A 25,236-nucleotide genomic window follows, 5' to 3' on the forward strand; every position below is an offset into this window, starting at 1 on the left:
ATTCGGTACCGCCGACGGTACCGCCGACCGAAGCGGCGCGATGCGGCAGCCGGGCGGGAGATCCGGGACGTCGTCGATGCCACGGAGACAGGCGGCCTTCTTCGCCCGGTCCAGTACGAGCTTCTGCCTGTCGGTCAGGGCCGCCTGCGGGGCTCGGGTGCAAACAAGCCCCAGGTCGCTGACCTGGGGCTTTGTCGTGGAGTGGATGACGGGAATCGAACCCGCGCCAAGCTTGGGAATCAGTCGGCACTTGGAGCCCTAATGTGTCGATGACCTGCGGAAACGTCTACGTGCGGCCTCGATTTCGATGACGCCGGAAGACCTGTGTTGACCGCTGCGTACCGCCGCTACGTGACCCGACGTCCGGAGGAGGTCAAGCCGGTCCGCCGGCCGGCCGCGTCGTACGTCCACTCTGCAGTCGCTCCGGAGTTCCCGCCCGTCGGGGCGGACGACGGAGAGCAGTCTCCCTTCGTCGTCGCGGCCGAAGGCGGTGGTGCGGACCAGCGCATCGGTGAGGGCCGTCAGCCGGCCACGGGCGTCGTACGTGGATCTCGCCGCCGCACCCAACGGGTCGCGGCTCTCCACCACGCGGTATGTCCTGCCCACCAGGTAAGTGGTGTCCTTCCCGTCGGATGTGGTCGTGGTGGTCGTGCGCAGGGGTCGCCGGGGGGTGAGCTGGTCTGGGTCTGTAATGAGCCGCACCTGTGGTGGCATGACGCTGTGGTGCGGAGCCCTCGTCTACCGGATCCAGGGGAGAGGACTCGGGTGAACTGGCAGGTGAGAGTGGGTTCCGCGTGTGATGTGACTCTCTTGTGCGGTGCGGGTGCAACACGGAGGGTCTGTCAGTAGTGGGCATTTTTCAGCCAGTTGCTAGGAGGGATCCTGAACTGAAGCTGCCCCGTGGGTCCTTGCGGCCGTGGATTGTGCGGGCGTTCGGCATGGTGGGTGCGTCGAGGGCGGGTTTTGGCCATGCCAGGAGTCGAGTTGGCCAAATGATCAGGCGCTCCACATGATTGGGCCTCGTTCCCAGGATTGATCAAGAAAATGGAGATAAACATGCAGGTCAGTCGCATGCTCAAGGGTGCTGTCGCAGCTGGTGCACTCGTGGTGGCCGTCGCTGCCCCGGCGCTGGCCGGCGAGTCGGATGTCAGTGGCGGCAAGTGGTACTTCGGCGTCACCAGCAGCGACTTCGTGTACTCGAACTACTACCACCCGGACCGTTGCCACGGCTCCTCGGCGAAGGGCAAATACCTCGCCCAGAGCGGCAACGTCGAGAAGGACAGGACGTCCTACGCGTCGGCGCCGGAGGCGGCCTGGGGTAACCAGTCGTACTACCGTTCCAACTGCAGCTGAGAACCTTCGCGGTTGTTCGGGCTTCGCGTAGCCATCCCTGACCGTGTGGGGGGGGCCGGAAACAGGTCCCCCACACGGCTGGGCTCTTCGGCGATCTGCTCAGCCCCATGTCATGCCCCCAAGCGCTCCAACCTAGGTAGTCGATGCTGCACCGAGGGATCAAATTCATCTACGCCGCCGTGCTCGCGTTCTCCGCGGTGGTGTCGTTTCTGTTCGTGCGGGGGCTGGACGAGGACTGGGTGCTCGGTCACTCGGCTGTGGTCTGGGTGCTTGACTCCGACGACTCGACGAGCGGGTCGCAGGTCGCAGGGGATCTGGCATCGTTCGCCGCCGACCACAAGGTCTCGGTCGCCCGCGAGGTGCCCGACCTGAAGGACCCCGACGGCCGCCGACACCTCTACCTTGCTTCAGGCATCCCGGACTCCGATGCGGCGTCATGGCTGGACGAGGGCTATCCGGCGTTCGGCCGGGACTACCGCACCGAGGTGCATCCGCTCGCCGAGATCGGACAGCGGGACCCGCGGGGCTTCTACTACGTGTTCGGGCCGCCGGAGGCCGCCGATGCCCTGGTGGCCGAGTTTGCCCGTCTGGGCCTGCAGGCGAGCGTGCAGCACCCGCTCTCCCCCGCGGAACTGGCTCCCTACTACGCGGACGGCACTCTCGCCCTGGCGCTCGGCGTGGTCGCTCTCGCCGCTGTGACGATGACCGGCGCGAGCGTCCTGCTCAACGCGAAGACGTACGGGGTGCTGCGCCTGCAGGGAAGGTCCTTCGCCGAGATCCTGCTCCGTGACCTGCGGCAGCTGGCTGCGTTCGGCGCGATCGCGGCCGGCGCCGTTGCCGCTGGGGTCCTGGCCCTCCTCGGCCTGTACAACGGTCTCGCCTGGATCGGCCTCTTCGCTTCGGTGACCGCAGCCATCGCCGGCCTTCTCGTCCTTCTGATGCTGGCCACCCACGCAGCAGTGCTCGCCCTGACCTTCAAGACCGACGTCCTGCCCGCCCTCAAGGGCGAACTGCCCGCCAGAGCGGCGTCCGTCTCCGCGTACCTCGTACGCGTCCCCGCCCTGCTGCTCGCCCTCAGCATCGCCACCTCTGTCGTCGCGGCCGGCCAGGACATCCTTTCCCGCCAGGAGAGCAGGGACGTCTACGCCAAGGTGGGCGAGACATCCGCGATCCGTCTCAACGGCAGCCTGGGCGAAGACGACACGAAGGTGATGGAAGAGCGTGTCGGGCGATGGCTGCGCCAATCCGACGCGGCCGGCAAGCTCATCGTCGCCGGGCGCCGGGAACTCCGTGACATAGCGCCACGTTCCGGCCTGCCCCAGGGCGAGATGCTCATCGTCAACGAGACCTTCCTCGCCCAGCAGCCCTTCTTCGATCCCGCGGGGCGGCGCTATACCCCCGCACCACAGGACGGCAAGGGCCCCGACGCCCACGCCGTGCGCGTGCTCGTGCCCGAGTCCCTCGGACGGCACGCATCGGCCATCGCCGCGGAGATCCCCGGAACCCTGAGCCCAGCGCAACCGGAACGCATCCGGCCGGACCAGGTGCAGACGCTTACCGCCAAGAGCGGCCAACGAGTCTTCGGCTACAGCTCTGGCGACCAGGCGCACACCGCCGCCCGCAACATCAAGGAAGATCGCTCGCTGGTCAGCGACCCGGTTCTCGTCGTGGTCCCCAACGGGTCGCGGTTCCTCACCGACAATGCCTACACCTCGTTCGCCACCCAGGGAGGTGTGGTCTTCCCCGCCCCCTCCCACATCCAGGCGGGCATCGAAGCGAACAAGCTGCAGGACGAAGTCATAGCCATCCGTCCGGTCGGGCAGAACGCGGCCCTGCAAATGAGGGACGCGCTGAACGACTTCCGGCTCCATCTGTTCAACCTGGCCGTGGCCGTGGCCGTGCTCGTCATCACCGGCATCGGCGTTTGCATCGTCTACTCCCGCAAGAACGCCCAGGCCATCTTCGTCAAGCACATCAGCGGCTGGAGGTTTGCGGCCAGTCACCGCTCCGTGCTGGCTGTTGAGGGCGTCCTCGCCGTTCTCCTGGCCGGCTGGGTCCCGTTCGACGTGTGGCAGCAGAACCAGGAGCTGAAGGAGTACACGGCCCTGGGCATTCCCGCCCCCAGCGAACCCGCGCAGATCACCGCGCTGGACCTGGGCCTCACCGCAGGGCTGGTCGCCTTCGAGGCCGGTGCCGTGCTCCTGGCGCTGATGGTCTTCCACCGCCGAATCGTCAAGGAAGGGGCGACCGAAGGATGAAGCCACCCACACCCACCCCCCTTCACTCAGGAGGAGCAGCGCCGTGATCGATATTGAGAAGCTGTCGAAATCCTTCGGACCCCGGACCCTGTGGTCCGACGTCACCTTGACCATCAACGGCGGAGAGATGCTCGCCCTGGTCGGCCCCAGCGGCTCGGGTAAATCCACCCTCCTCAACTGCCTCGGTCTCCTGGAAACACCCAGCGCGGGCGCGATCCGACACCAGGGCAAGGACATCACCCGATTCGACCGGCGCGGGATCCGGCGGTTCCGCCGCGAGGTACTCGGCTACCTCTTCCAGAACTACGCCCTGATCGAGAACGCCACCGTCGCGGCCAACCTGGAGGCTGCCATCAAACCCCGGCGGTCCCTGAAGCACACCCCTTGCTTCACCATCGCCGAGGCCCTTGACCGCGTCGGCCTCGCCGGGCGCGAGAAGGAGAAGATCCACTACCTCAGCGGCGGAGAACAGCAGCGGGTGGCCCTTGCCCGACTCATGGTCAAGCAGCCGGCACTCGTACTCGCCGACGAGCCGACCGGCGCCCTCGACCACGCCAACACCACCATGGTCGTCGACATCCTCCGCGAGATGAGCCACGCCGGATGCGCCGTCGTCATCGCCACCCACAACGACTATGTGCGTGACCGCTGCGACACCGTTTTCGCTGTCAACGAGCCTGCCCCGGTGATGGCCTTCCCACCGAGGTCAGCCCGGAGGTGATCTCGTACTCGTTGTGATTGCCGAAGCCTGATGGAAGTCGAGGGCCGCCCTCGTGAGGCGGTCTCCGGTCAGCTCCACGGGATCACCGGAATCCAGGAACTGCTCCCTGGCTGCACGTGCGTCCCGTCCTTCAAGGGCGCTTATTGCACGCGGACTCTGAGAGATCTGGACAACAAACAAGCCCCAGGTCGCTGACCTGGGGCTTTGTCGTGGAGCAGATGACGGGAATCGAACCCGCGCCACAAGCTGGGGAATCACCCGGGACTCAGGCGGGCGCGCACTGTCTGACCTGCGAGAACGGTCATGGGCGGCCTCGCGGGGGTCGACTCGCCGAAGCCTCTGGTGACCGCTGTTCACCGTTCCTACTGGCACGTTGTGGCACGGCGACCCCACCCAGGCTGCGGAGGGCCGCATCAGGGGCCGAGCCGTCTGTCTACGTGCGCCGATGCTGCCGGAACCCGGCAGTGTGTTCCCCGGTGTGGGGTGGCATGCTCGGTCCTGCGCCGAGGCGAGGTCGCGGACGAGCAAGGAGGTCTTGTTTTCTCCTTCGCCGACTCGCGCGGCACCCATACCGGCTGCGGCTTCGCTTCTGGAGGCGTCGGGCCCCTTCCTGAGAGCTGGGCAAGGCGACAAGGCGCTCCCTCGTGGCATGAGGTTCGGAGCCGGGCGTAACCAGGGAGGGGAGTCATGGACTGGCTGTGGGACGCGTTCGGCGATGTCGCTCTGTTGCTCTTCGGGCCGCTGGTGGCGTGGACCGCCTGAGAGTGGCGGCGTCACCTCGATCGGGCTCCCGCGTGGATGGCTCGTGGCCCGCGGTGGGCGGTGCGCTGCTGGGTGGCGGGCCTTGTGCTTCTGGGGATCGGCATGGGGAGCAGTGGTGTGTACGGCTTGACGGGGCTGCCGGAGCCCTGGGTGGTCGGCTTCTGCCGTGCCGCCGGCCCGATGCTCTACCTTGTCGTCTTCTGGCGCCTTCCCCATGGAGCAGGACGGCGTGGTGACAGACGGTTGCCGGTTTCCGGCACGCTCGAAGGGACGACGGAGGGGGGCCGGGACGATGACGGGTCGCCGAAGCGGCACGTGGCGTGAGGCGTGGTGGGTGCTCGCGGGGTGCTGGGCGGTGTGTGGCCTGGGCGGGGCACTGCTGTCGGCACGAGCGGTTCGGGTGCGGAGGTCGCATGTCTGACGGTTCACCGCGTCCCGCTCGGCCGACGGCTGAGGGTTCCGTACGTCGGCGTACGGTCTGGCATCGCGTATGGGGTGCGTGCGCGGCTCTTCTGGGTCTCGCGATGACCCTGCTGTCGGGGGCGGTTCTCCTGGGCGTGGTGCCGGAGCTGATCGACGACGAACGGGCCCATGCCGCTGCGTCTCCGTGTCCCGCCGCCGCGGGCGCGGCCGACGACTGTCTCCGTGAGGTGACGGCGACAGTCGTGAGCACGGTGATCAAGGACGAGGTCAAGTACGCAGAGTTCTCGGTACGCCTCAGGGGCCCGCGCGAGGTCGCGGGCGACGTCGACATGGGCGCGCCAGGCCCGCTGCTGAAGGACCTGCGGCCGGGTGATGTCGTGACCGTCACGCTGTGGCAGGACTACGTGGTCGCGGTGGCCAAGGACGGCCGGCTCCAGGAGACGGCCGACACCCCGGTGGGTGAGCCGCAGCTCGCGACCGCGGTGGGTACGGCCCTGCTGCCGGCCGGCGTGTTCACCGCCTATGCCGGAGGGCGGGTGTTCACCAGGGCGCGCCGCTACGGGGAACGAGGGCTGCCCCGGCTCCTCGTGGTCCATGGCAAGGCGGCGTTCGGCGCGATGGTGTGCGCTGTGCCTGCCATGGTCGTCGGGGACCTCACCGGCGTCCCGCTTCAGATGGTCGCCTGGCTCGTTCCGCTGCCCGCGGTCTGGTGGTTCGTGCGCCGACGTGAGCTTCGGGGCCGGGGCCGACATGCCGCTCCGGCACTCCAGGACCGATGAGCTCACCGTCGAGACGGTGACCTGATGGCGGTCGGGTGGGGAGCCGGGCCGGGTGGCGCATGTGACGCGCTGGGTCGCCGGGCCGCTTGTGGCGCCCCGAAGACGTCGCGGTCCTGGTGGCGTTTCTCGTGGGCCCCTCCGCGTCGTTCATCACTGGGCAATCCGTCCACGTCGACGGCGGCCGGCTGCTGCACTGAGAACGACAACAAGCAAGGAGACAGACCGAAATGAAGGAACGAGTCCGCGCCGTACTCGTCACAGCTGACGCCACGATGCTGGTCATCCGCCGCACCAAGCCCGACATCCCCGAGTACTGGGTGCTCCCCGGCGGCGGCGTCGAGCCCGGCGACGAGTCCCGGGAGGCCGCCCTCCACCGGGAGATCCACGAGGAGATCGCGGGGAAGGCGGACATCGTCCGGCTCCTCCACACGATGGAGTCCGACGAGGAGCGTCAGCTCTTCTATCTCGCCCGCATCGAGACCTGGTCCTTCGAGGACCGCACGGGTCCCGAGTTCAGTGTCGAGGGACGCGGCCAGTACGCGCTGGAGGAGATCCCGCTGACCGCGGAAGGGCTCGACGGCATCGACCTCAAGCCCGAGGAGATCGCCCAGGTCCTCAGGGGCGCCATCAGCGCCGGTACGTTCGCCCTGCTCGGTCACTGAACGACCGGGCGTGCTTTCGAGGAACACCTGCTGTGCTCCCGGAGGAACATGGCCGCCGCCGGTGATGGTGGCGGCCCTTCGGGCTGCCGTCCGCTTCGGGGAGCGCCCCCGCCGGGGGTTCGGACTTCGGCTGCGATCCGCCCTCGGTCGCTGCTTGGTGGACCGGTGCCCCCTGGCTCCGGTCCGCTCCCGCCACCCCAGGGGCGGGAGCGGCTGCTTCGGGCGGCCGCTCTGCCGTTGCAGGGCCGCCGCAGCGGGCACAGGCTGCTGGTAGGCGAAGGGAAGTGCCCTGGCCGAGCGGGGGCCGCCGACGTACCGAGGTGAACGGGTATGCGAGACCCGCGGGACCCCGAGCCGAGCGATGCGGGCAAGGAACGCAGCACGGCGGTACTGGACGTGCGGGGCATTCTCCGCGCCACCCAGCAGAGCACCGTCGCCGCCGTGCTGGGCCGTCGGCCGGGTGTGCTGGACGTCGAGGTCAACCCGGTGGCGCAGTCGGCCAACGTCGTCTTCGACCCGCGGCGGACCTCGCTCGCCGAGCTGCGCGGATGGGTGACCGAGTGCGGCTACCACTGCGCCGGCCAGTCGGTGCCGGCGCACATCTGTGACCCGATGGACGAGCCGGATCCGCCCGATCCCGCGAGGGCGGCCGAAGCCGTGCGACCCGCGCACGCGGGGCACGAGGTGGAGGGCGTGCCGTCGCACGCGGGGCACGAGGCAGAGGGGGTGCCGTCACCCGAGGAGGCGATGGGCCACGGCGGCCATGCGCAGATGTCGATGGCGGCCATGGTGGCCGACATGCGCAACCGCTTCCTCGTCGCGGTGATCTTCTCCGTTCCGATCGTGATCTGGTCCCCGATCGGCGAGGAGGTCTTCGGCTGGCACGTGCCCGTGCCGTTCGGGCTCCGTCAGGACGTGTGGGCGCTCCTGCTGAGCCTGCCGGTGATCTTCTACTCGTGCTCGATCTTCTTCGTCGGCGCCGTCCGTGCCCTGCGCGCCCGGACGCTGGACATGATGGTGCTGGTGGCCGTCGCCATCGGAGCGGGCTGGCTGTACTCCCTGATCATCACCCTCACGGGCGGCGGGGAGGTCTTCTACGAGGCTGCCACCGTCCTGGCGTCCTTCGTGTTGCTCGGCCACTGGTTCGAGATGCGCGCCCGCGGCGGTGCCAACGACGCCGTCCGCGCCCTGCTCGACCTCGCCCCGCCCAAGGCCGTCGTCCTGCGGGACGGGGAAACGGTCGAGGTCGCCACGTCAGAGGTGGCCGTCGGGGACCTGCTGCTCGTACGCCCCGGGACGAAGATCGCCGCGGACGGGGTCGTGGAGGAGGGCGAGAGCGAGGTCGACGAGTCGACCGTGACGGGGGAGAGCCTTCCGGTGCACAAGGCTCCGGGATCCTCCGTGGTCGGTGCCACCCTGAACGCCAACGGCACGCTGCGGGTACGGGCGACCAGGGTGGGTGCGGACACGGCACTGGCCCAGATCGTCAAGCTGGTCCAGGAGGCCCAGAACTCCAAGGCCCCCGGCCAGCGCCTCGCCGACCGGGCCGCGTTCTGGCTCGTCTTCGTCGCCCTCGTAGGAGGCGCACTCACGCTCGCCGTCTGGTTGCTGGCCACCGACCGGCCCTTCAGCAGCGCGATGCTGTTCGCGATCACCGTGGTCGTCATCACCTGCCCGGACGCGCTCGGCCTGGCCACTCCCACCGCGATCATGGTCGGTACCGGGCTGGGGGCCAGGCGAGGGGTCCTGTTCAAGAACGCGATGGCCCTGGAAGCGTCCGCCGGTATCCAGACCGTGGTGATGGACAAGACCGGCACTCTCACCAGGGGAGAACCGGAGGTCACCGAGGTGATCACCGCACCCGACCGCCACGAGGACGAGGTACTGCGGCTGGTCGCTGCGGTCGAGCGGGAATCGGAGCACCCGCTCGCCGAAGCGGTCGTACGCTACGCGCAGTCGCGCGGCGTGGGGCCGGTGCCGGCCCGGCATTTCGAGAACGTGCCCGGCCACGGGGCGACCGCAGTGGTGGACGGCCACCGGGTCGCCGTGGGCAACCGCCGGCTGACCGAACGTGAAGGCGTGGACCTCGGTTCACTGGCTGCCCGGCGGGACGAGCTCGCAGCCACCGGCCGCACCGTCGGCATCGCCGCCGTCGACGGCCTGGCCGCCGCCCTCGTCGGCATCGCCGACGCGCCGCGGGAGACCTCCCGAGCCGCCGTACGCGAACTCCACGCACTCGGCGTCGAAGTCGTCATGCTCACCGGGGACAACCGGGCCACCGCCGAACGGATCGCGCAGCGCCTGGGCATTGACACCGTCATCGCCGAGGTCCTCCCGGGCGACAAGGCCGCCACCATCGCCGAGCTCCAGCGCGGCGGCCGCAAGGTCGCCATGGTCGGCGACGGAGTCAACGACGCCCCCGCCCTCGCCCAGGCCGACCTCGGCATCGCCATCGGAGCCGGCACCGACGTCGCCATCGAGACCGCCGACCTCGTCCTGATGCGCTCCGACCCGCTCGACGTCCCCACCGCCCTGCGCATCGGTCGGGGCACCCTGCGCAAGATGCGCCAGAACCTCGGCTGGGCCATCGGCTACAACGCCATCGCCCTGCCCATCGCCGCCGGCGTCTTCGAACCCGCCACCGGACTGATCCTCCGCCCCGAGATCGCCGCCCTGTCCATGTCCGGATCCAGCGTGATCGTCGCCGTCAACGCCCTCGCCCTCAAGCGCCTCCGCCTGCCCGGCGCGGCTGCCCCTGACGCCCCGGCGGACGGAGGCGACGACCATGGCGGGTAGCCGGGCCCAGGTCGCACCGCGCCGGGTGCGGGCGCGTCATACGGCGGGAAACGTGACCGCCCACGAGCCCCGCACGCAGCCGCAGTCCCGGCCGGTGCTGCGGCTCGGACTGCTGCTCGTTTTCGGAGTCGTCGTCGGGCTGCTCGGTATGCACGGCCTCGGCACTGCCGCTGCGCTGCCGACGGCGGGCGCCACCGAGCACCCGCGGCTTTCCTGGAGTCCGTCTCGCGATGGGAGATGCCCCGACGTGGGGTAGTGGTTGCGGTGCACCGCAACCGCGAGCGGCGGATCACCTACGTGGCCGTGCAGGCGCGAGTGTCGAAGGCCTCGAGACCTCGGCTGCGGGGCGCCTCGTGATGGTACGGCCTGGTCAGGCGGGTGATGGGCCTGGCCGGGACCGCTGGGTGTGGTCCGTGCCGCGGGACGTGAGGCGTTCCCAGTTGCGGTGCGCGATGTCGGCCTTCTGTTCGTCCGTGAAGGGGGCGTCCTCAAGGAAGGACCGGGCGACGCCGGCGCTGGTGTCCACGAAGGGGAAGCCGCCGGGGCGGAACCCATAGGTGAAGGGGTAGTCGGTGGAGTACAGCATCCGTGCGGTCCCCACGACTTCGGCTGTCCAGCGGAGGTAGCGGGGGCTGACGGTGCCGCTGCCGGCGATCCAGAAGTTCTGCTTGAAGTAGTCGGTGAGCGGGCGGGCCAGGCCACCGGCGTCGGCGAAGAACCCGGTGTGGTCGAGATAGAAGAGCACGACCTCTCCCCAGTGGCCGGCAATCACCTGGAGATCGGGGTGCCGGTCGAAGACACCGGAGAAGATCATGCGCAGGTACTGCACGCCCAGGTCGTAGTACCAGCCGATCGCAGGCCCTGCCAGCGTGGTTCCGATGGGGCCGATGTTGGAGTAGTAGGCGTCCATCACCGCCTGCACAGGCATCTGCGGATGGAAGTGGAGGGGGACCTGCAGCCGCTCCGCAGCGGCGTACAGCTCGTCGTACTCGGAGTCGTCGGCGAGCTTGGATCCGGTGCGCCCGTAGAGCATGGCGCCCGGGAAGCCCAGCTCGGTGACCGCCCGCTCCAGCTCCGCAGCCGCGGCCGACGGCGACTGCGTCGGGATCGCTGCGAACGCGTCGAACCGGTCGGGGTTGCCGGCCACGATCTCCGCGAGCTGGTCGTTGGTGTCGCGGGCAACGGCGACCGCGTCCGAGTCGGGCAGGTTCTGCACGCCTGGTGATGAGATCGACAGCACCGCCACATCGACTCCCTGGTCGTCCATGTGCGCGAGCCTCGTCTCCGCGGTGTCGCGCAGTCGCCGGGCGACGGGGCTGTCGCCGAATCCCAGGTTCGGCAGCTCCGGGACTCCGGCACGCGACCACGCCTTCGTGATCGCCGGCACGACGATGTGCTCCTCCAGTGCAACGATCCGCAGCCGGTCGGGCATGGGATGCTCCTCCACCGTCTGATTCCATTGGAATCGTAGAAATGTTATCGATGATAATAACGATGGTTTCGGAGGCGCGGTATCGTCGATACATGTCAACACGCGCACAGAGCGGGAGCAGCGCTTCCGAAGTCGCGACCATCGGCCGCGCACAGGCCCGGCAACTGGTCATCGAGGCCGCCATCGGCCTGCTGACGCGCGGGGGACGCGAGGCGGTCACCACCCGTGCGGTCGCTGAAGCGGCGGGCCTGCAGCCGCCGGCCATCTACCGGCTGTTCGGCGACAAGGACGGGCTGCTCGACGCAGTGGCCGAGCACGGCTTCGCCGCGTTCCTCGCCACCAAGCACGTCGACCCCGACCCGCTGGACCCGATCGAGGATCTGAGAGCCGGCTGGGACGTCGCGGTCGAGTTCGGTCTGGCCAATCCCGCGCTGTACACGCTGATGTACAGCGAACCCACGAGGTCCGCCTCCGCCTCCTTCAAGGCAGGCATGGAGATCCTCATGGGCCGTATCCGGCGCCTCGCCGTCGGCGGCTGGCTCCGTGTCGACGAGGAACTCGCGGCCCAGGTCATTCATGCCACGGCCCGCGGCGCAGTACTCACCTGGCTGTCCCTGCCGGAACACGGGCGTGACCCGGCCCTGTTGACCACGCTACGGGAGACCATGGTCACCGCCGTGACCAACCGGCAGCCGGTCGTGCAGGACCCGGGCCCGGTCGGCGCCGCCCGCGCCCTGCGCGCCGCGCTGCCCGAACAGACGACCCTCAGCCGCGCGGAGCAGCATCTGCTGAGGGAGTGGCTGGAGCGGCTCGCCGCCGACGGCTGAGGCGCCGACGTATGGGGACAGGCCGCCGCCCGGGAGGAGGAGTGCCTGCTCAGCCGAGAACGGCGGTTGCCTCGATCTCGACCAGATGGTCAGGTACGTCCAGTGCGGCCACGCCCAGCAGCGAGGCCGGCGGCGCCGCGGTGACGCCCAGCTTCGCGGCCGCCCGGCCGCGCCCCTAGGCTTGGGAATCTACGGCGCGCAGCGTGCCCGAAGGGCTCCTGACCTGCGGTGACGCTCTGCCCGGCGACCTGTCCGGACGGTCCTGTCGTACCGGTGTTGACCGCTGTTTCCCGCCCGGAAGGGCACGGCTGGGGCACGGGCGCCGGACCCGGCCGGACAGCTCTCCGGGGCGAAACGCGAGGTGCCCCTGTCCTGCCGCCCGGCCCGGCACGCCAGTCCATGCTGTTGCGTTCGCAAGCGGTACCCGGCCCGTGCGTCAGCCGCTGTGGCGGAACCCCTTGCCGGTGCGGTCGAGAGGGTCGGGCGAAAGGCCCAGGAAGCGGTCGCGGAGGGCGTCCCAGGCGGCGAGGCGGGTGAAGTCGGGCGTGTCGAGGATGTCCTGGCGGTCGGTGAGGAACGGGTTGGGCAGCAGGACGGTCATCATCTGCTCGTCACGGCCGTTGAACAGGCGGGCTCCCCAGCTGACGGGGGCGCCGTCGGAGCCGAGGCTGCGGTAGAGCTCGGCGCGGGAGCAGCGGCGGATGCGGCCGAGTTCGGGACCGGAGGCGGTGTGATCGCCGATGCACAGGTGGAAGTGCCAGGCGCCGAAGTCGACAGTGGCGTAGCCGTCGTTCATGGTGATGGCGGTGGGGGCGCCCGGGGCGCCGACCTCCCAGGCGGCGCCCTCGATGATGGGCCCGAAGTGGATGTGCTGCCAGTGGTCGGTGAAGACGGTGGTGACGAGGTCGAGGAGAGTGGCCTCGTCGACGGGGAGGGGCCAGACGTGCTGGGTGCCGCCGCCGGGGGTTTCGACGATGGTCGGCTCGGTGGTGGTCATGCGGTCTTCTCCTTGGGGTTGAGGACGCAGTCGCCGCAGGTGCCCGCACCCGGCACGCGGTAGTACAGGCAGCAGCTGCGGCGCCGGAACGCGAGAGGTGAGGCCGGGACGACGCGGTACGTGCCGGCGTCTGCCAGCGGAGGCCGGTCCAGCAGGGCTCGAACGAGCGGTACGACGGGGAACGGCGCGTGCGGCTCCCTGGCGAGCAGGACGCGATGGGCTCCGATCAGCGCCGAGGCGGCGTTGCCGCGCAGCGTGTGCGGGGAGACGCCGGACACGTGCCGGACGGCGTCGGCCCATGGGGCCAGGTTCTGGACGGTGATGGTGTGGTGCAGGGCCGGAAGCGGATCCTGGCCCACCTCCCGTATGTCGGGCAGCCACAGAGCGAGGGGGCCGGAGGCGGGCAGGCGCCACCACAGGCGGTCGGGCTCCAGATCGGGGACGCGGCCGGTGAGCGCGGCGCAGGCCAGGGCGATCGACCAGAGCCGGGAGACGGTGCCCAGGTGCAGGGTGGACGCGGCCACCCTGGGCTGATCGGTGCCCAGCCGCAGGGAAACGTTCCGTACGCATGCGTCCAGCACGTCCGGGTCGGAGTGCAGCTCGGTCATCGGGCGGAACCCTCCCCCGGGGCCTTCGGCCTGGGAGGTAACCCCAGCCTCGGGGCTGGGGCCGGTGGCCACCGCGAAGTAGGGGCCGATCGTGGAGATCCGTGCCAGGGTGTCGGGGGTGATGGCCGCGTTCACCACGTCCGTACCGCCTGCGTCAGCTCGTGGAAGCTGCGGACCCGGGAGACCCGCCCGTCCGGTCCGGTGAGGATGAGCTGGTCCGCTCCCTCCCAGCTCACCCTCGTGCCCGTGCCCGCGCCCGGGTCGCTCGGGGCCGCGGCGGCCAGTCCCTCCCGGGCGAGGGCGCGTTCGAGGAGCGGGAGCATGTCGGGTGGCGCGTCCACCGTCACGCGGGCCCGCTCGGTTCGGCGCAGTCCGAAGGTGCCGGAGACCAGGTCGAAGGCGAGGTGGTCGGCGTCGAACGCGGCGCCCACGGCGCCCCCGCGGATCAGGTCCTCGGGCGCCCCGGCGTGGACGCGGGAGTCGCGGTCGACGAGCCATACGGCGTCGGCCACCCGCAGGGCCAGCTCCAGGTCGTGAGTGCTGACCACGACGGTCAGGCCCTTGTCCCGGGCGAGGTCGCGCAACAGCACCGTGAGTGCCACCCGCGAGGGGACGTCGAGGAAGGCGGTCGGCTCGTCGAGGAGGACGACCTCCGGTTCCTGGGCGAGGGCGCGGGCGGTCAGGACGCGCTGGCGTTCGCCGTCGGAGAGTTCGGCGGCCGGCCGGTCCGCGAGGTGTTCCGCGCCCACCGCCTTCAGCGACCACTCGACGGCCGCGTGGTCAGCGGCCGTGAGACGGCCGCTGAATCCGGTGTGCGGGTGGCGGCCGAGCCCGGCCAGTTCTCGTACGGACAGCAGTCCGGGGTCCACCCGGTCGGTCAGGACGACCGCGAGCCGCCGGGCGAGCGCGGCCGGCCGCTGCCGTGCGAGGTCGGTCCCGCCGATGCGAATCCGGCCGTCGAGTGGTGGCAGGAGCCCGCACAGGGTGCGCAGCAGCGTGGACTTGCCCGCGCCGTTGGGGCCGAGCAGAACGGTCAGTTCGCCGGCCCGTGCCTGGAGGTCGAGCCCTGAGAGCACGGCCCGCCCCGCTCCGAGGCGGCGTGGTGACCGGGTGCGGTAGCCGACGGCGAGGCCTTGGGTGACCAGGCCGCCGGTGGGGTCCGGTCCGCCGGCCGTCTGCGTGACGGGGCCGGTCATGGTGTCGGTCACGAGGCCACTCCTTGTACGCCGCGACGGCTGCGGATCAGGAAAGCGATGACGACGGGAGCACCGAACAGTGAGGTGATGGCGTTGAGCGGCAGCACGGATTCCGTGCCGGGCGGCTGGCTGAGCAGCGCGCACGCGAGTGCGAGGAACGCTCCCGCGAGCATCGACGCCGGGATCAGCGCCCTGTGGTCCGAGGTCCCCAACGCCACCCGGGTCAGGTGCGGGACGGCCAGGCCGAGGAACGCGACCGGACCGCAGAACGCTGTTGCCGCGCCCGCCAGCAGCGAGGTGCCGAACAGTGCCAGATCTCGGCTGCACCGTACGTTCAGCCCCATCGTGCGGGCGTAGTCCTCGCCGAGCAGCAGGGCGTTGAGACGTTTGGCGGTGAGCAGGGCGGTCAGCAGTCCGGCTCCGATGACGGGCAGCATGACCTGAAGGTCGGGCCAGGTCGTGGCGCTGAAGCTGCCCAGGCCCCACATGACGAACTGCTGGGCGCGTTCGGGCCGGGCGTAGACGAGCATCACGCCGACCACGGCGGTGGCCGCCGAGCCGATCATGACGCCGATGACGAGCAGGGTGACGGCCGACTGCACCCAGCGCGAGAGCAGCAGGACGAGGGCCAGCACGGCGGCGGCGCCCAGCGAGGCGGCCAGGACGACGCCCACGCGCCCGAGCCCGGCCAGGTCTCCGGTGAAGCTGCCGGCGACCCCGCCGGTGCCGACCACCACCGCGGCGACACCCATACTGGCGCCCGAGCTCACCCCGAGGGAGAACGGGTCGGCCAGCGCGTTGCGGAACAGGGTCTGCATCTGCACGCCCGCCACCGCCAGAGCGGCGCCGACGGCGGTGGCGGTCAGCGCGCGCGGCAGCCGGACCTGCTCGACGATCACCGTCCAGCGCGGGTCCTCGGCGGTGCCGCCGAACAGGATGCGTACCACCTCCGCGACCGGCACCGGGTGGGAGCCGGTGGCGATGGTGAGGACGAAGAGGGCGGCGGTGCCGGCCGCGAGGGCGAGGACGACGGCCAGGCGCCGCCGCCCCGGCCGCGGCGCCCGGGGGGTGTCGGGGGCGTCCGGGGCGGATGCGGCGGCCGGCGCGGTTGCCGTGTGCGTCGTCACGCCTTGGGCACCGGCTGGTAGAAGGTGAAGGTGTGGTCCTTCGCCTGGTCCGGGTGCATCAGGGCGAAGAGGTCGGCGAGGACCAGGTCCGGGCGCAGCACGCCGCGCTCGAAGTAGTCGTTGCCGCCGCCGGGGCCGAGCGCCTTGGTGTTTGTCCAGACCGCACCGCCGGAGAGGGCCTTCAACTGCCCGTACCGGTTGTCCGCCTTCACCGCGTCGGCGGTGGACTTCCACTTCTGGTCGGCGACCCAGACGGGAGCCTCGCCGCCCTTGGCGTACACGGCCTCGAAGTTCAGCTGGACGTTGCCGGTGCCCGGCTCGCCGGCCCAGGGGTAGGTGCCGCCCGCGTCCTTGATCAGCTGGGCGGCGTAGCTGCCGCCGGCGGGCATGTACCAGGTGCCCTGGTACATCGTGCCGGGGAGAACGTCGACGGTCTTGCCGTCCTTGACCGCCTGTGCGCCCTTCTCGGCGACCTTCCGGTAGTCGGTCTCGATGGTGTCGAAGACCTCGCCGGCGCGCTGCTCCGCCCCGGTGAGTGCGGCCATCGCCTTGACCCACTCGGCGCGTCCGAGCGGACTGGACTCCAGCCACTCGGCGTTGGCTACGACGGCGATTCCGGCCTGGCGCAGCTTGGGGTACTGCGGGTCGTCGGTGCCCTGGGTCATCAGCACGTCCGGCTTCGCGCCGATGACCGTCTCGGCGTTGAGGGTACGGTCCTTGGCGTACTCGGTGACCTTGCCCGCCTTCACCCGCTCGATCACCTGGGCGGAGGAGACGGTCGCGGTGCTCGCCACCCCCGTCAGCACGTCGAGCGTGCCGGTCTCGGTCAGCAGCGGAAGGTGGGTGGTGGAGGCGGAGTACAGGCTCTTGACCGGAACCGTGACCTGCTGCGCGGATGCCAGCTCACCGGTCAGCTCCGGATTCGGCGCACCGCACTTGACCAGCACGTACGACTCGGGCTTGCCCTTGGGGAAAGGCTCGTTGACGGTGAGGACCTGGTAGCTCTTCTCGTACCGGAGCGTGAAGTTCTTGGCGTGCTCCACCGTCGACTTGACGGGGAAGTAGTCCTTGGCCGGGTCGAAGTCCTTGATGCACCCCTCCCCGGCGACCTGGGTCTTGGCGTCGGCGGGCGGGCCGGGCTCGCCCCCGCACGCCGTGAGCGTGAGAGCGGCGGCGAGGAAGGCCACCGCGGTGGCCGGTCGGCGAGCAGGCATGGCGGATCGTACGGACAAGGTGACTCCTGGTGACATGCGTGGACAGTGCGCAGCGCCGGTATGGCGGGCGCGTGATGCGGCGTACGGGAAGGAACCCGCTGGGGGAGGGGGTCGTCAGAACCTGAGGAGGGAACGGGCGCGGGAATCAACCCGGGCAGGCCGGCTCCAAAGAACCACAGGCGGCGCGAAGCCGCCCCCACGCATACGCAGGCACACGAGTGCCACCGCCTCTCCTGGGGAAATCCGCCCCGTACATCGAGGTGCGACGGCGTGAGTCTCCTGACTCGGGATCACAGCTTCTCCGGCCTTCCCGCCCCCGGTTGGGGCGGTGGCCATGGGTGGAGTCGCTCCCCCTACACAGTGGCGGTACCGTGCCGGAATCTCACCGGCTTCCTCGTTCCGCCGTCGCTTGTCGGACGGAAGCATCGCAGAACCGGCCACGGCCCCGCCAGACCCACAACTGTGCGACCAGCCACAGAGCGCGGTCGTCGGACCCGGGAGGGCGCCCGCCCGGAGTCTCGGCCGGACCATCGCGACGCACGTTCCGCCTCGGGGAGCCTGTGGCACGCGGAGGGTGCGGCAGACCCGGAGAGGTCCGGACAACGACGAAGGCCCAGGTCTGTGACCTGGGCCTTCGTATCTGAGCGGATGACGGGAATCGAACCCGCGCTATAAGCTTGGGAATCACCCGGCACTTGACCGTCTGCATGGCTGTTGCCCTGGGAAACGCTGCTTACGATGGCAGTCTCGAGGTCTCTGGAAACGTCTCTGCTGACCGCCGGATACCGTCTCTACTGGCACGTTGTGGCATGGCCCGTAAGGGAGATGGCAGGGAGCGGGCTTGCCGCACTGCGGTGCCGCAGCGAGTTCCAGTGCCGCCGTGCCCGGTCCCCCACCCGATCGACGATCACCGCCACCGCGGCGGGCGGCACGGTGAGCGAGAAGACGATCAGGCCGAATCCACTGCCACTGCATGGCATGCTTCCTCGGTTCGTGTGCTGGCACGTGGACTGGTCGGGTTGGTTAGGGTTGTCCCGAACGTAAGATCGGTTAAGCGGGCTTTGGTGCGCCTTCTGCCGGCGAGATGCTCTCGGGGGATGGGCGTTGCTGACATATCACGAGGTCATGACCACCGACTTCGGTCTTCTCGATACCGCCGCGACGGGGTGGGACAAGGTCGCCGAGGAACTGAAGAAGGTCGAAGGACGCTACAAGAGTGCCGTCCTGCCCATCACAACCGGCTCCGGCTGGGTGGGCGTCTCGGCAATCGCCGCCAACCGCCGGTTCGTCGGGACCCACTACGAGTATCTGGCGGCGCAGACCCAGGCGAAGGCCACCGCCAAGGTGCTGCGCGCGGGGCGTGAGCGATTCGCTGAGCTGAAGAAGATCCTTGAATCCGCCCGCGCGGACGCTGTGGCTGCGGGCATGAAGGTGTCGGAGCAGGGCCGTGTCGCCTACGGCTACGACCGACTGACCGGTCAGGAGCGCGCCGACCTCCAGGCGGATTCCAAGGCCCTCCAGAGTGTCAAGGAGAACGAAGGGGCCTGGGCCGAGTACATCGATGCCTGCGTGAAGTCTTTCGACGAGGCGGACAAGGACCTCAAGGCGTCCCTGGAGACCGTGGTCACGGACGCCATCGGCGGCGGAAACGCGAACGATATGACCTTCGGCAGCGGATTCAACGGCCAGGCGAAGGGCGACATGATCGCGGCCGCCCCGCCGAAGGCCGAGGATGAGGTCTCACTCGACCTCAGCGGCCTGCTGATGGACCCGAAGAAGGAAACGCTGAGCATGTGGTCGGCGCGCGCCCAGGGTGACATCGTCGCCAGACTCTCGGGCAACCCGGAGTGGGGCAGGCTCTACTCCCGTTACGTGTCAGGTGCCGTCTCCCTCGCCGCCTTCGCCAGGGCGACCGGTATCACGGTCCCCGGCGCGTTCGCCCTGATCCAGGCCTACCGCAAGCCCGGAACCCTGCTGAACGCGCCGGGCACACTGACCGCGCGGCTCATCGGCGGTAGCCCGAACATTCCCGGTGCCGCCAATGCCCTGAACGCCTCCTCTGCCGCCCGATCGGTTCTCGGCGGCTCCAATGCGGTGGCTGCGCAGTACGGCTCGTACATGAAGAACGGCGCGCTCATCACGCCCACGACTGCAGCCCAGGCGAACCTCATCACGGTCGCCGAGAGCGGCGGGCTGGCCAATGCGGCCAAGGCGGCCGGTGCCATGCGGGGGCTCGGCATCGTCGGGTCCGCGGGTGCGACGCTCTACGGAGTTGCGAACCTCTCCACCTACGACTCGGAGAAGATAGCCAACAACCCCGACAAGTTCGCCTCCGACCTGACGGGTACAGCGTTCAACGCGACCCTGACCGCCGCGATGGTCGCGCCGAACCCGGTCACGGTGGGCCTGGCCGTCGGCACGGGTGTGATCTATGCGGGTGCCCTTGCCTGGGAGAACCGGGAGAACATCGCCGACGCGTGGAACACGTCCACCGACTGGGTGGGGGACAAGGCGGAGGATCTTGGGAAGGGAATCGCATCAGGCGCGAGCAAGGTCGGCAAGTTCCTCAACCCCTTCGACTAGGAGCACGCATTGACCACATCGTTCGAGATGAGAGAAATACGGGACGAGCGGCGCGCGCTTCACTGGTCCACCACCTCGGAGGAGTTCGGTGACATCAAGGTGTGCTACCCGGCGGACATCCGCCCCGCGACGGGAACGGGCGCCAGGGCAGAAGGCAGCGCGATTCCGACCACGCTCCTGATCGGCTGGTCCATCTTCGAGGACAAGCCGCGGTTGAACGGTGCCCACCTCTGGGTGGACGGTCAGGAGGTGAAGCTGCGGCGGAATCGATGGGCGGTCCGCCGGAAAGGGCGCGCCCTTCGCATGACGCACGACGGAACCGAATACCGGTGCAGCGCGATCAGCCGGAAACGGTACGTCCTCACGCGGCCCGGACTCGCCGTAACGGTCACCGACTCGGGGATCGGTACGAAGCGGCGCCGCCTGCGGGTGGTGATCGACGGCGCCGCCGTGCCGGTCGACGTGTCCCTGGCGGTGCTCTTCGCCGGTGTCAACCGCTCGCACCTGACTATGGGCGGCGCCTTCCGCGCCGGCTTCTCAACGGTCTTCAACCTCTGGGCCGACAACGCAGCACGGAGCTGACTGATGCCTTCCTACGACAGCGCCCGATCCCGCTTCCGGCTGGCCCAGGACCACCTGGCGCTGCTGACCCACATGGTGAGCGGGGAGCCGCTGCCAGCCGGTTACGGCGCCGCCGCTGCCGAACTCCAGCACTCCGGGCTCGTGAGCGAGACGGGAGAGGTCTCCGTCCAGCTCGTTCCTCTGCTGGAGACTCTGGCCGCACCCGAGGTGGCGATCAGCGCGGAGGTGATCGGCCAGCAGGGTGTGCTGAACCACGGGCTGGTGGTCGGTGAGACGTACGTCTTCTCGCACGAGGAATGGCCGGGGCAGCGCGAGGTCGAGTATGCGCAGGTCGAGCCGAAACTGCTCGTATGGTCGCTGGCCCTTCTGGTGAACCTGCGGCAGGCCGATGCGCTCGATGTCGCGGTGCCGTACATAGAGACGTCCATCGGGACGATGGACGCAGGGCTCGCCGCCCTGGACGGCCCGGCGGACGACGATGCGCCCGAGCGGGTCCAGCGTGCCTTGGCCGAAGCGGGAAACCTCACCGAGCCCGCCTTGTCCCTCTTCTCCCACTTGCTCACCGAACTGCGTGTGCACTGGCGTCTCACCTCGGCGTGGCATGGCCGGGACGGCGGGCAGCTGACGGTCGGTGTGCGCGGGTTCGGTATCTGGGACTGCGGCCCGCTCGGCTACTGGCACCGGGAATCCCCGTCCGAGCCGGTGCACGAGGGCCAGGTGGGACCGGACAGCCCTCTGGTGCTCCGTCCGGTGGGCAGCAAGCGCATCTGGGAGATGATGGCCGACCTCCTCCCCGGTGAGAGCGACAGGTGAGGACGAGGTCCCGGGAGGCCGCAGAGCAACGGTAACGGTTCAGTGCGCGGCTGAGGTTGGGGTGTGCCGACCTGGCTGGTCGGCTGGTGGGTGATCACCGCTCTGCGGCGCGGCTGGAGACGAGGCCGGCGATCGCCAGGCGGGTCTCGTCGTCGTCCTCGCGGCGTCCGATGTACCGCTGGAGGGACCGCCTTTGCTTGTGCCCGGCGTTGGCGTGCTCCCCACGGATCCGCTCGGATGACTGCTGCCTGCGGGCTTCTTCCCCGGCCGCGGCTTCCGAGGCTCGGCTCGCCGGGCCGGGCTTGGCTCGCCCGCCGCTCCCGGTGTGGCGGGCGAGCCCTCGATCCGGTGCCGGCAAGTGGTGCTCCCGGGGCAGTGATTGGCTGCCGTCTTTGGCGTGGCAAATTTGTGAATCCATGCCGGATAGTGACGCGGCAGAATCCACCGGTCGCGATTGCCGATGCCATCACCCGCCTTGCGAAGGCCGGTGTACCACGCTTCGCCGACCTCTTGGCCGGGCATCTCGGGTAGCGCGCGGGGCGAGATGCCATTCGGCGTTGGGCGTCGAGGTAGTTCCTGACCTGCGAAAACAGCGGACCGGTAGCGCATTCCCGGGGTGTGCGAGGGGCCCGTGTTGACCGCTGTTCACCGGTCTGAAGGGCACGGATGGGGCACGAGCCGTGCGCTGCCCCTCAGCGGAGGCTCTTCCAGAACGCGTAGTCGTGGTCCTTGGTGAACTCCGCACGCTTGCACGGCCCCGAGGTCAGCGACTGCACGTAGCCCCCGCTGCGGAAGCTGGGCCAGTCCGTCTTCCCGGACTCGGCGAAGTTCGCCCAGGTGCGCGTCATCCGCTTGCCGAGGCGTTGCTGCGTCTCCGTAAGCTTCTCGTACAGGGGCAGCTTGAGGTCGAAGAGGTAGGGCAGCTCCGACATGTGCGAGGCGCGGAGCTCGAAACTGAGCTGCGGGGCGCCCGCCCACGCGGGCGTTTCGCGCTCGCTGAACTCGAACATCCTGGTTGGTGTCCACTGCGACAGCAGCCGGGCGGTGTCCAGCGTCGGAACCGACCAGGTGTGGTCGGTTAGTACGGTAGCCAGGGCCTCACCCGCCGAGCCGAAGCGGCTGAGTGGGTAGCGCGCCAGGACGGCATCGGCCTGCTCCCCGAATTCCTTGCGGATTTGGGGTTCGTACGCCTCGGGCGGCATGGGACCACCCATCAGTTCCTGGCCGAGGATCCGGCCGCGCTCCTCGTCGTGGTTGACCCCGATGAGGACCGGGACGCGGTTGAACTTGCCTGTGCGCAATGCCTTGGCGGGGGTCAACGGCATGAGGTCCGTACCGGCGATAGGGCGCGGCTCGTTCCAGGTCCCGTACGCCTTCATGAGCGTGCCCGGGTCCGTGCGGCGCAGGCAGGCCCCCGCGTCCTCGTGCGCATCGCACGCCTTCAGCTCCCGGAGGCGCGTGACGGTGGCCTCGGCCTCGGCCTCTGCTTCCGCCCGCGTGCGGGAGCCGCCCGTGGCGCAGGGCGCGCTCTGCAGGATGGCACGGTCGAACAGTCCGGCCGACTTCGGCGAGGCGAGGTGGCCGCAGACGCTGTAGCCGCCGCCGGACTCGCCCATGATCGTCACGTTGCGGGCATCGCCCCCGAAGGCGCCCGCGTTGGCGCGGACCCAGTGCAGCGCGGCCTGCTGGTCCTCCAGGCCGAGGCCGCCGGAGGTCCCCAGCGCCGGGTGGGACAGGAAGCCCATGACGCCGAGCCGATAGTTGACCGACACGACGACGGCGCCCTCGGAGGCCAGCCGCTCGGGACCGTAGAGGTCGCCGCTGCCGAACATCAGGCTGCCGCCGTGGATCCACACGATGACCGGCCGCTTGCCGGTCTGCTGCGCCGGGGCGGTGACGTTCAGATAGAGGCAGTCCTCGGCCTCGCTGGGGACTCCGATGGGGAGCCCCTCCGGCTGAGCGCAAGAGGATCCCGGCGCGGTCGCCTCTCGCACCCCCGTCCAGGCCGCTGCGGGCCGGGGCGGGGCCCAGCGCAGGTCACCGACGGGCGGGGCGGCGTACGGGATGCCCTGGAAGCTGCGCAGTCCGCTGCCGTCGACGGTGCCGCGCACGGTGCCGCCGGTGGTTGCGACGACCGTACCGGCATCGCTGCTGCCCGCTGCCGCTTGCGCAGGGCCGGCCAGCCCGAGGCCCATGCTCAGCGTGGCCAGTGTCAGCGCGGCGCCCGTGAACCTCGTGGAAACGTTCCTGGTGCGTCTCATACCCCGAACGCTACGACAGAGTGAAACGATCGTGCAATACGTATGTATAACTCGATCGTGTGAGACGTTCGTATCACAGGGGCGCTAGGCTCCGGGCATGGGAAACCGTGAAGCCCTGCTCGTCAGCGCAAAGGCCTGCCTGCGCGAAAAGGGCTACGACCGCACCTCCGTACGTGACATCGCCACGGCCGCCGGCGTGAGCACGGCCGCCGTCGGCTACCACTACGGCTCACGGGAGACGTTGCTCAACCAGGCCCTGTTCGAGATCCTCGACGAGTGGGGCGATGCGATGGGCCGGGCACTGGTCCCTGATGCGGACGGCTCCACCCGGGCGCACTTCGAGCGCATCTGGGAGGGCTTGATCGAGGACTTCGGCGCGCACCCTGACCTGTGGCTGGCCTCGGTGGAGCTGTTCATGCAGGCCCGGCGCCAGCCGGAGCTGCGACCCGCCCTGGCCGACGGCACCGCCCAGGGGCGGCGCGGTATGGCGGCCATCCTGGACGGCGTCCGCGAAGAGGACGTGGCGGAAACCTCCGTCCGCACCCTCGGGACCGTACAACTGGCGCTCGTGTCGGGTGTGATGTTCCAGTGCCTCAGCGACCCGGCCGGCGCGCCCACGGCTGCTGAGGTGCTCGAAGGCATTCAGGCCTTGGCGAGGATCGCGCACTGACCCCATCGCAGTGAGTGTCGACCGGAGACCAACCCGCCTCGTGGTGAGGCCACTTGTGGTTCGCGAATGGCATGCGGGTCCGGATGGGTCTAGGCAACAAACAAGCCCCAGGTCGCCGGCCTGGGGCTTTGTCGTGGAGCGGATGACGGGAATCGAACCCGCGCTACAAGCTTGGGAATCACCCGGCACTTGAGCTGCTACATGGCCTCTGAACTGCAGAAATACTACCCTCGGTGCTGGTCGGGAGGGGTTTGGACAGTCCCTTGCTGACCGCTGGTTACCGCCTCTACCGGCACGTTGTGGCACCGCCGTGCCGGAGGCGTCATGGGTGCGGACTTGCTCAGGCTCCGCGTCGCCGCGACTTCCAGTGCCGACGTGTCCAGTCGCCGGCCTCTCCGATGACGACCATCAGAGCCGCTGATGCCGCGCACGGACCGAGTGCTGTCGGCACACCGAGCATCCGGCCCAGGACCCACAGGGTGAGGGTGATCATTGCCCACCACGCGACCAGTGATGCGGCCTCGCGCCACAGACGCGGCAGGGAGGCTGCGGTCGGCTTCAACGCCAGGCCCCTTCAGGAGGTGCGGCCGGGGAACGGTGAGGGCGCCGGAGGGTGGCAACACCCAGTACCAGGCACCCGGCCACTGCGAGCCCGCCGCCGACGAGAGTGCAGGCCAGAGTGATGTCGGGGGAGGCTCCGGCGAGTCGGGGCACGGCATTGACGGGTGCGGTGGCGTAGATCAGCAGGAGGGCCCAGCCGCGCGGCCGCACGGGTGCCAGCCTGTTCCGCAGGCGCCGCGGCACCCGATCGGCGGTCATCGCCACTGCGGCGGGCAGCAGTGTGAGGGAGAAGGCGATCAGGCCGATCCACTGCCACTTCATGGGGTGCTTCCTTAAGGTGAGTGCGTCTCAGGGCTGTCCCGCAATCCCCGGCGGGCGCACGACGCCAGCTACGGCACCTCGCTGCGTTGTCGGAACGCCCGAATACGCCCAGTATGGGGACGCTCCTCCGCCTTGCGATGCACCGCATCTGACGCCGTGCGCTGATCCACCGGGGATTACGGGACAGCCCTTCGGCGATGGGTCCGCCAGTGGCTGATGTGGGCCGCGGGGTATTCCGCTTCGAGGTCCGCGTGGTCGCCCTGCTCATTTTCCGATGCGGCTCCTGCGCA

General features: G+C 69.6%; 24 protein-coding genes, 1 pseudogene and 1 riboswitch. Of the genes and pseudogenes, 13 read left to right on the plus strand and 12 right to left on the minus strand.

The window, feature by feature from the left end; all coding sequences use genetic code 11:
• Positions 1-258: 258 nt before the first annotated feature.
• Positions 259-714: a hypothetical protein gene (locus tag ACIPXC_RS15060; RefSeq protein ID WP_401617320.1), complete on the minus strand. Its 456-nt coding sequence runs from the start codon at positions 712-714 to the stop codon at positions 259-261.
• Positions 715-1,056: 342 nt separating this feature from the next.
• Here ACIPXC_RS15060 and ACIPXC_RS15065 point away from each other — a divergent pair, with 342 nt between their 5' ends.
• From ACIPXC_RS15065 to ACIPXC_RS15100, 8 genes are all read left to right on the plus strand, one after another.
• On the plus strand, positions 1,057-1,353 hold the full coding sequence (locus ACIPXC_RS15065) for a lactococcin 972 family bacteriocin (RefSeq protein ID WP_401617322.1): 297 nt from the start codon (positions 1,057-1,059) through the stop codon (positions 1,351-1,353).
• A 143-nt stretch (positions 1,354-1,496) separates the two neighbouring features.
• Positions 1,497-3,611, plus strand: coding sequence for a bacteriocin-associated integral membrane family protein (locus ACIPXC_RS15070; protein ID WP_401617325.1), 2,115 nt, complete (start codon positions 1,497-1,499; stop codon positions 3,609-3,611).
• A gap of 43 nt (positions 3,612-3,654) precedes the next feature.
• Complete coding sequence (locus tag ACIPXC_RS15075; protein WP_401617328.1) at positions 3,655-4,332, plus strand: ATP-binding cassette domain-containing protein; 678 nt, start codon at positions 3,655-3,657, stop codon at positions 4,330-4,332.
• Between the two features lie 1,286 nt (positions 4,333-5,618).
• On the plus strand, positions 5,619-6,296 hold the full coding sequence (locus ACIPXC_RS15080) for a hypothetical protein (protein WP_401617331.1): 678 nt from the start codon (positions 5,619-5,621) through the stop codon (positions 6,294-6,296).
• 86 nt (positions 6,297-6,382) lie between these two features.
• Positions 6,383-6,493 carry an SDR family oxidoreductase gene (locus ACIPXC_RS15085; protein ID WP_401617334.1) on the plus strand — a complete coding sequence of 37 codons (111 nt, stop codon included), beginning with the start codon at positions 6,383-6,385 and terminating at the stop codon, positions 6,491-6,493.
• Positions 6,494-6,523: 30 nt separating this feature from the next.
• Positions 6,524-6,958 carry an NUDIX domain-containing protein gene (locus ACIPXC_RS15090; RefSeq protein ID WP_401617337.1) on the plus strand — a complete coding sequence of 145 codons (435 nt, stop codon included), beginning with the start codon at positions 6,524-6,526 and terminating at the stop codon, positions 6,956-6,958.
• A gap of 330 nt (positions 6,959-7,288) precedes the next feature.
• Positions 7,289-9,754: a heavy metal translocating P-type ATPase gene (locus ACIPXC_RS15095; RefSeq protein WP_401617340.1), complete on the plus strand. Its 2,466-nt coding sequence runs from the start codon at positions 7,289-7,291 to the stop codon at positions 9,752-9,754.
• Positions 9,755-9,806: 52 nt separating this feature from the next.
• The gene (locus ACIPXC_RS15100; RefSeq protein WP_401617342.1) at positions 9,807-10,010 is read left to right on the plus strand and encodes a hypothetical protein; all 204 of its coding nucleotides are present in this window, start codon (positions 9,807-9,809) and stop codon (positions 10,008-10,010) included.
• Between the two features lie 114 nt (positions 10,011-10,124).
• Here the strand turns inward: ACIPXC_RS15100 and ACIPXC_RS15105 are convergent, their stop codons facing one another.
• Positions 10,125-11,186, minus strand: coding sequence for an amidohydrolase family protein (locus tag ACIPXC_RS15105; RefSeq protein ID WP_401617344.1), 1,062 nt, complete (start codon positions 11,184-11,186; stop codon positions 10,125-10,127).
• A 92-nt stretch (positions 11,187-11,278) separates the two neighbouring features.
• Here ACIPXC_RS15105 and ACIPXC_RS15110 point away from each other — a divergent pair, with 92 nt between their 5' ends.
• Positions 11,279-12,013: a TetR/AcrR family transcriptional regulator gene (locus ACIPXC_RS15110; RefSeq protein ID WP_401617346.1), complete on the plus strand. Its 735-nt coding sequence runs from the start codon at positions 11,279-11,281 to the stop codon at positions 12,011-12,013.
• Positions 12,014-12,062: 49 nt separating this feature from the next.
• Here ACIPXC_RS15110 and ACIPXC_RS15115 read toward each other — a convergent pair.
• From ACIPXC_RS15115 to ACIPXC_RS15140, 6 genes and pseudogenes are all read right to left on the minus strand, one after another.
• Positions 12,063-12,188: pseudogene (locus ACIPXC_RS15115) on the minus strand (RidA family protein); the annotation flags it as partial.
• A 261-nt stretch (positions 12,189-12,449) separates the two neighbouring features.
• Positions 12,450-13,010 carry a hypothetical protein gene (locus tag ACIPXC_RS15120; RefSeq protein ID WP_401617349.1) on the minus strand — a complete coding sequence of 187 codons (561 nt, stop codon included), beginning with the start codon at positions 13,008-13,010 and terminating at the stop codon, positions 12,450-12,452.
• Positions 13,007-13,756 (minus strand): (2Fe-2S)-binding protein, encoded by a 750-nt coding sequence (locus ACIPXC_RS15125; protein ID WP_401617352.1) that lies wholly within the window; start codon positions 13,754-13,756, stop codon positions 13,007-13,009. Before ACIPXC_RS15125 ends, ACIPXC_RS15120 begins: the two co-directional genes overlap by 4 nt.
• Positions 13,750-14,826 (minus strand): ABC transporter ATP-binding protein, encoded by a 1,077-nt coding sequence (locus ACIPXC_RS15130; protein WP_401617355.1) that lies wholly within the window; start codon positions 14,824-14,826, stop codon positions 13,750-13,752. Before ACIPXC_RS15130 ends, ACIPXC_RS15125 begins: the two co-directional genes overlap by 7 nt.
• Positions 14,823-15,941, minus strand: coding sequence for a FecCD family ABC transporter permease (locus ACIPXC_RS15135; protein WP_401617358.1), 1,119 nt, complete (start codon positions 15,939-15,941; stop codon positions 14,823-14,825). The genes ACIPXC_RS15130 and ACIPXC_RS15135 overlap by 4 nt, the downstream gene beginning before the upstream one ends.
• Positions 15,938-17,155, minus strand: a complete 1,218-nt coding sequence (locus ACIPXC_RS15140; RefSeq protein WP_401617361.1) for an ABC transporter substrate-binding protein — start codon at positions 17,153-17,155, stop codon at positions 15,938-15,940. The genes ACIPXC_RS15135 and ACIPXC_RS15140 overlap by 4 nt, the downstream gene beginning before the upstream one ends.
• A 251-nt stretch (positions 17,156-17,406) precedes the next feature.
• Positions 17,407-17,592: riboswitch (cobalamin riboswitch) on the minus strand.
• A 688-nt stretch (positions 17,593-18,280) separates the two neighbouring features.
• Between ACIPXC_RS15140 and ACIPXC_RS15145 the strand changes: the two genes are divergently transcribed.
• The 3 genes from ACIPXC_RS15145 to ACIPXC_RS15155 are packed head-to-tail and all read left to right on the plus strand — an operon-like array spanning position 18,281 to position 21,133.
• On the plus strand, positions 18,281-19,738 hold the full coding sequence (locus tag ACIPXC_RS15145; protein WP_401617364.1) for a hypothetical protein: 1,458 nt from the start codon (positions 18,281-18,283) through the stop codon (positions 19,736-19,738).
• Between the two features lie 9 nt (positions 19,739-19,747).
• Positions 19,748-20,320, plus strand: coding sequence for a hypothetical protein (locus ACIPXC_RS15150; RefSeq protein WP_401617366.1), 573 nt, complete (start codon positions 19,748-19,750; stop codon positions 20,318-20,320).
• A 3-nt stretch (positions 20,321-20,323) separates the two neighbouring features.
• Positions 20,324-21,133 carry a hypothetical protein gene (locus ACIPXC_RS15155; RefSeq protein WP_401617369.1) on the plus strand — a complete coding sequence of 270 codons (810 nt, stop codon included), beginning with the start codon at positions 20,324-20,326 and terminating at the stop codon, positions 21,131-21,133.
• A gap of 94 nt (positions 21,134-21,227) precedes the next feature.
• On the opposite strand, the gene ACIPXC_RS15160 is transcribed toward ACIPXC_RS15155, so the two are convergent.
• Both ACIPXC_RS15160 and ACIPXC_RS15165 read right to left on the minus strand, forming a co-directional pair.
• Positions 21,228-21,491: a hypothetical protein gene (locus ACIPXC_RS15160; protein ID WP_401617372.1), complete on the minus strand. Its 264-nt coding sequence runs from the start codon at positions 21,489-21,491 to the stop codon at positions 21,228-21,230.
• Positions 21,492-21,825: 334 nt separating this feature from the next.
• Positions 21,826-23,394, minus strand: a complete 1,569-nt coding sequence (locus ACIPXC_RS15165) for a carboxylesterase/lipase family protein (RefSeq protein WP_401617375.1) — start codon at positions 23,392-23,394, stop codon at positions 21,826-21,828.
• A gap of 97 nt (positions 23,395-23,491) precedes the next feature.
• Here ACIPXC_RS15165 and ACIPXC_RS15170 point away from each other — a divergent pair, with 97 nt between their 5' ends.
• On the plus strand, positions 23,492-24,064 hold the full coding sequence (locus tag ACIPXC_RS15170; RefSeq protein ID WP_401617378.1) for a TetR/AcrR family transcriptional regulator: 573 nt from the start codon (positions 23,492-23,494) through the stop codon (positions 24,062-24,064).
• A 340-nt stretch (positions 24,065-24,404) separates the two neighbouring features.
• On the opposite strand, the gene ACIPXC_RS15175 is transcribed toward ACIPXC_RS15170, so the two are convergent.
• Both ACIPXC_RS15175 and ACIPXC_RS15180 read right to left on the minus strand, forming a co-directional pair.
• The gene (locus ACIPXC_RS15175; protein WP_401617381.1) at positions 24,405-24,626 is read right to left on the minus strand and encodes a hypothetical protein; all 222 of its coding nucleotides are present in this window, start codon (positions 24,624-24,626) and stop codon (positions 24,405-24,407) included.
• Positions 24,623-24,946 (minus strand): hypothetical protein, encoded by a 324-nt coding sequence (locus tag ACIPXC_RS15180; protein ID WP_401617384.1) that lies wholly within the window; start codon positions 24,944-24,946, stop codon positions 24,623-24,625. Before ACIPXC_RS15180 ends, ACIPXC_RS15175 begins: the two co-directional genes overlap by 4 nt.
• Positions 24,947-25,236 lie beyond the last annotated feature (290 nt).

The sequence above is a fragment of the Streptomyces sp. NPDC090021 genome (genome assembly GCF_044748225.1).
Classification (GTDB): domain Bacteria; phylum Actinomycetota; class Actinomycetes; order Streptomycetales; family Streptomycetaceae; genus Streptomyces.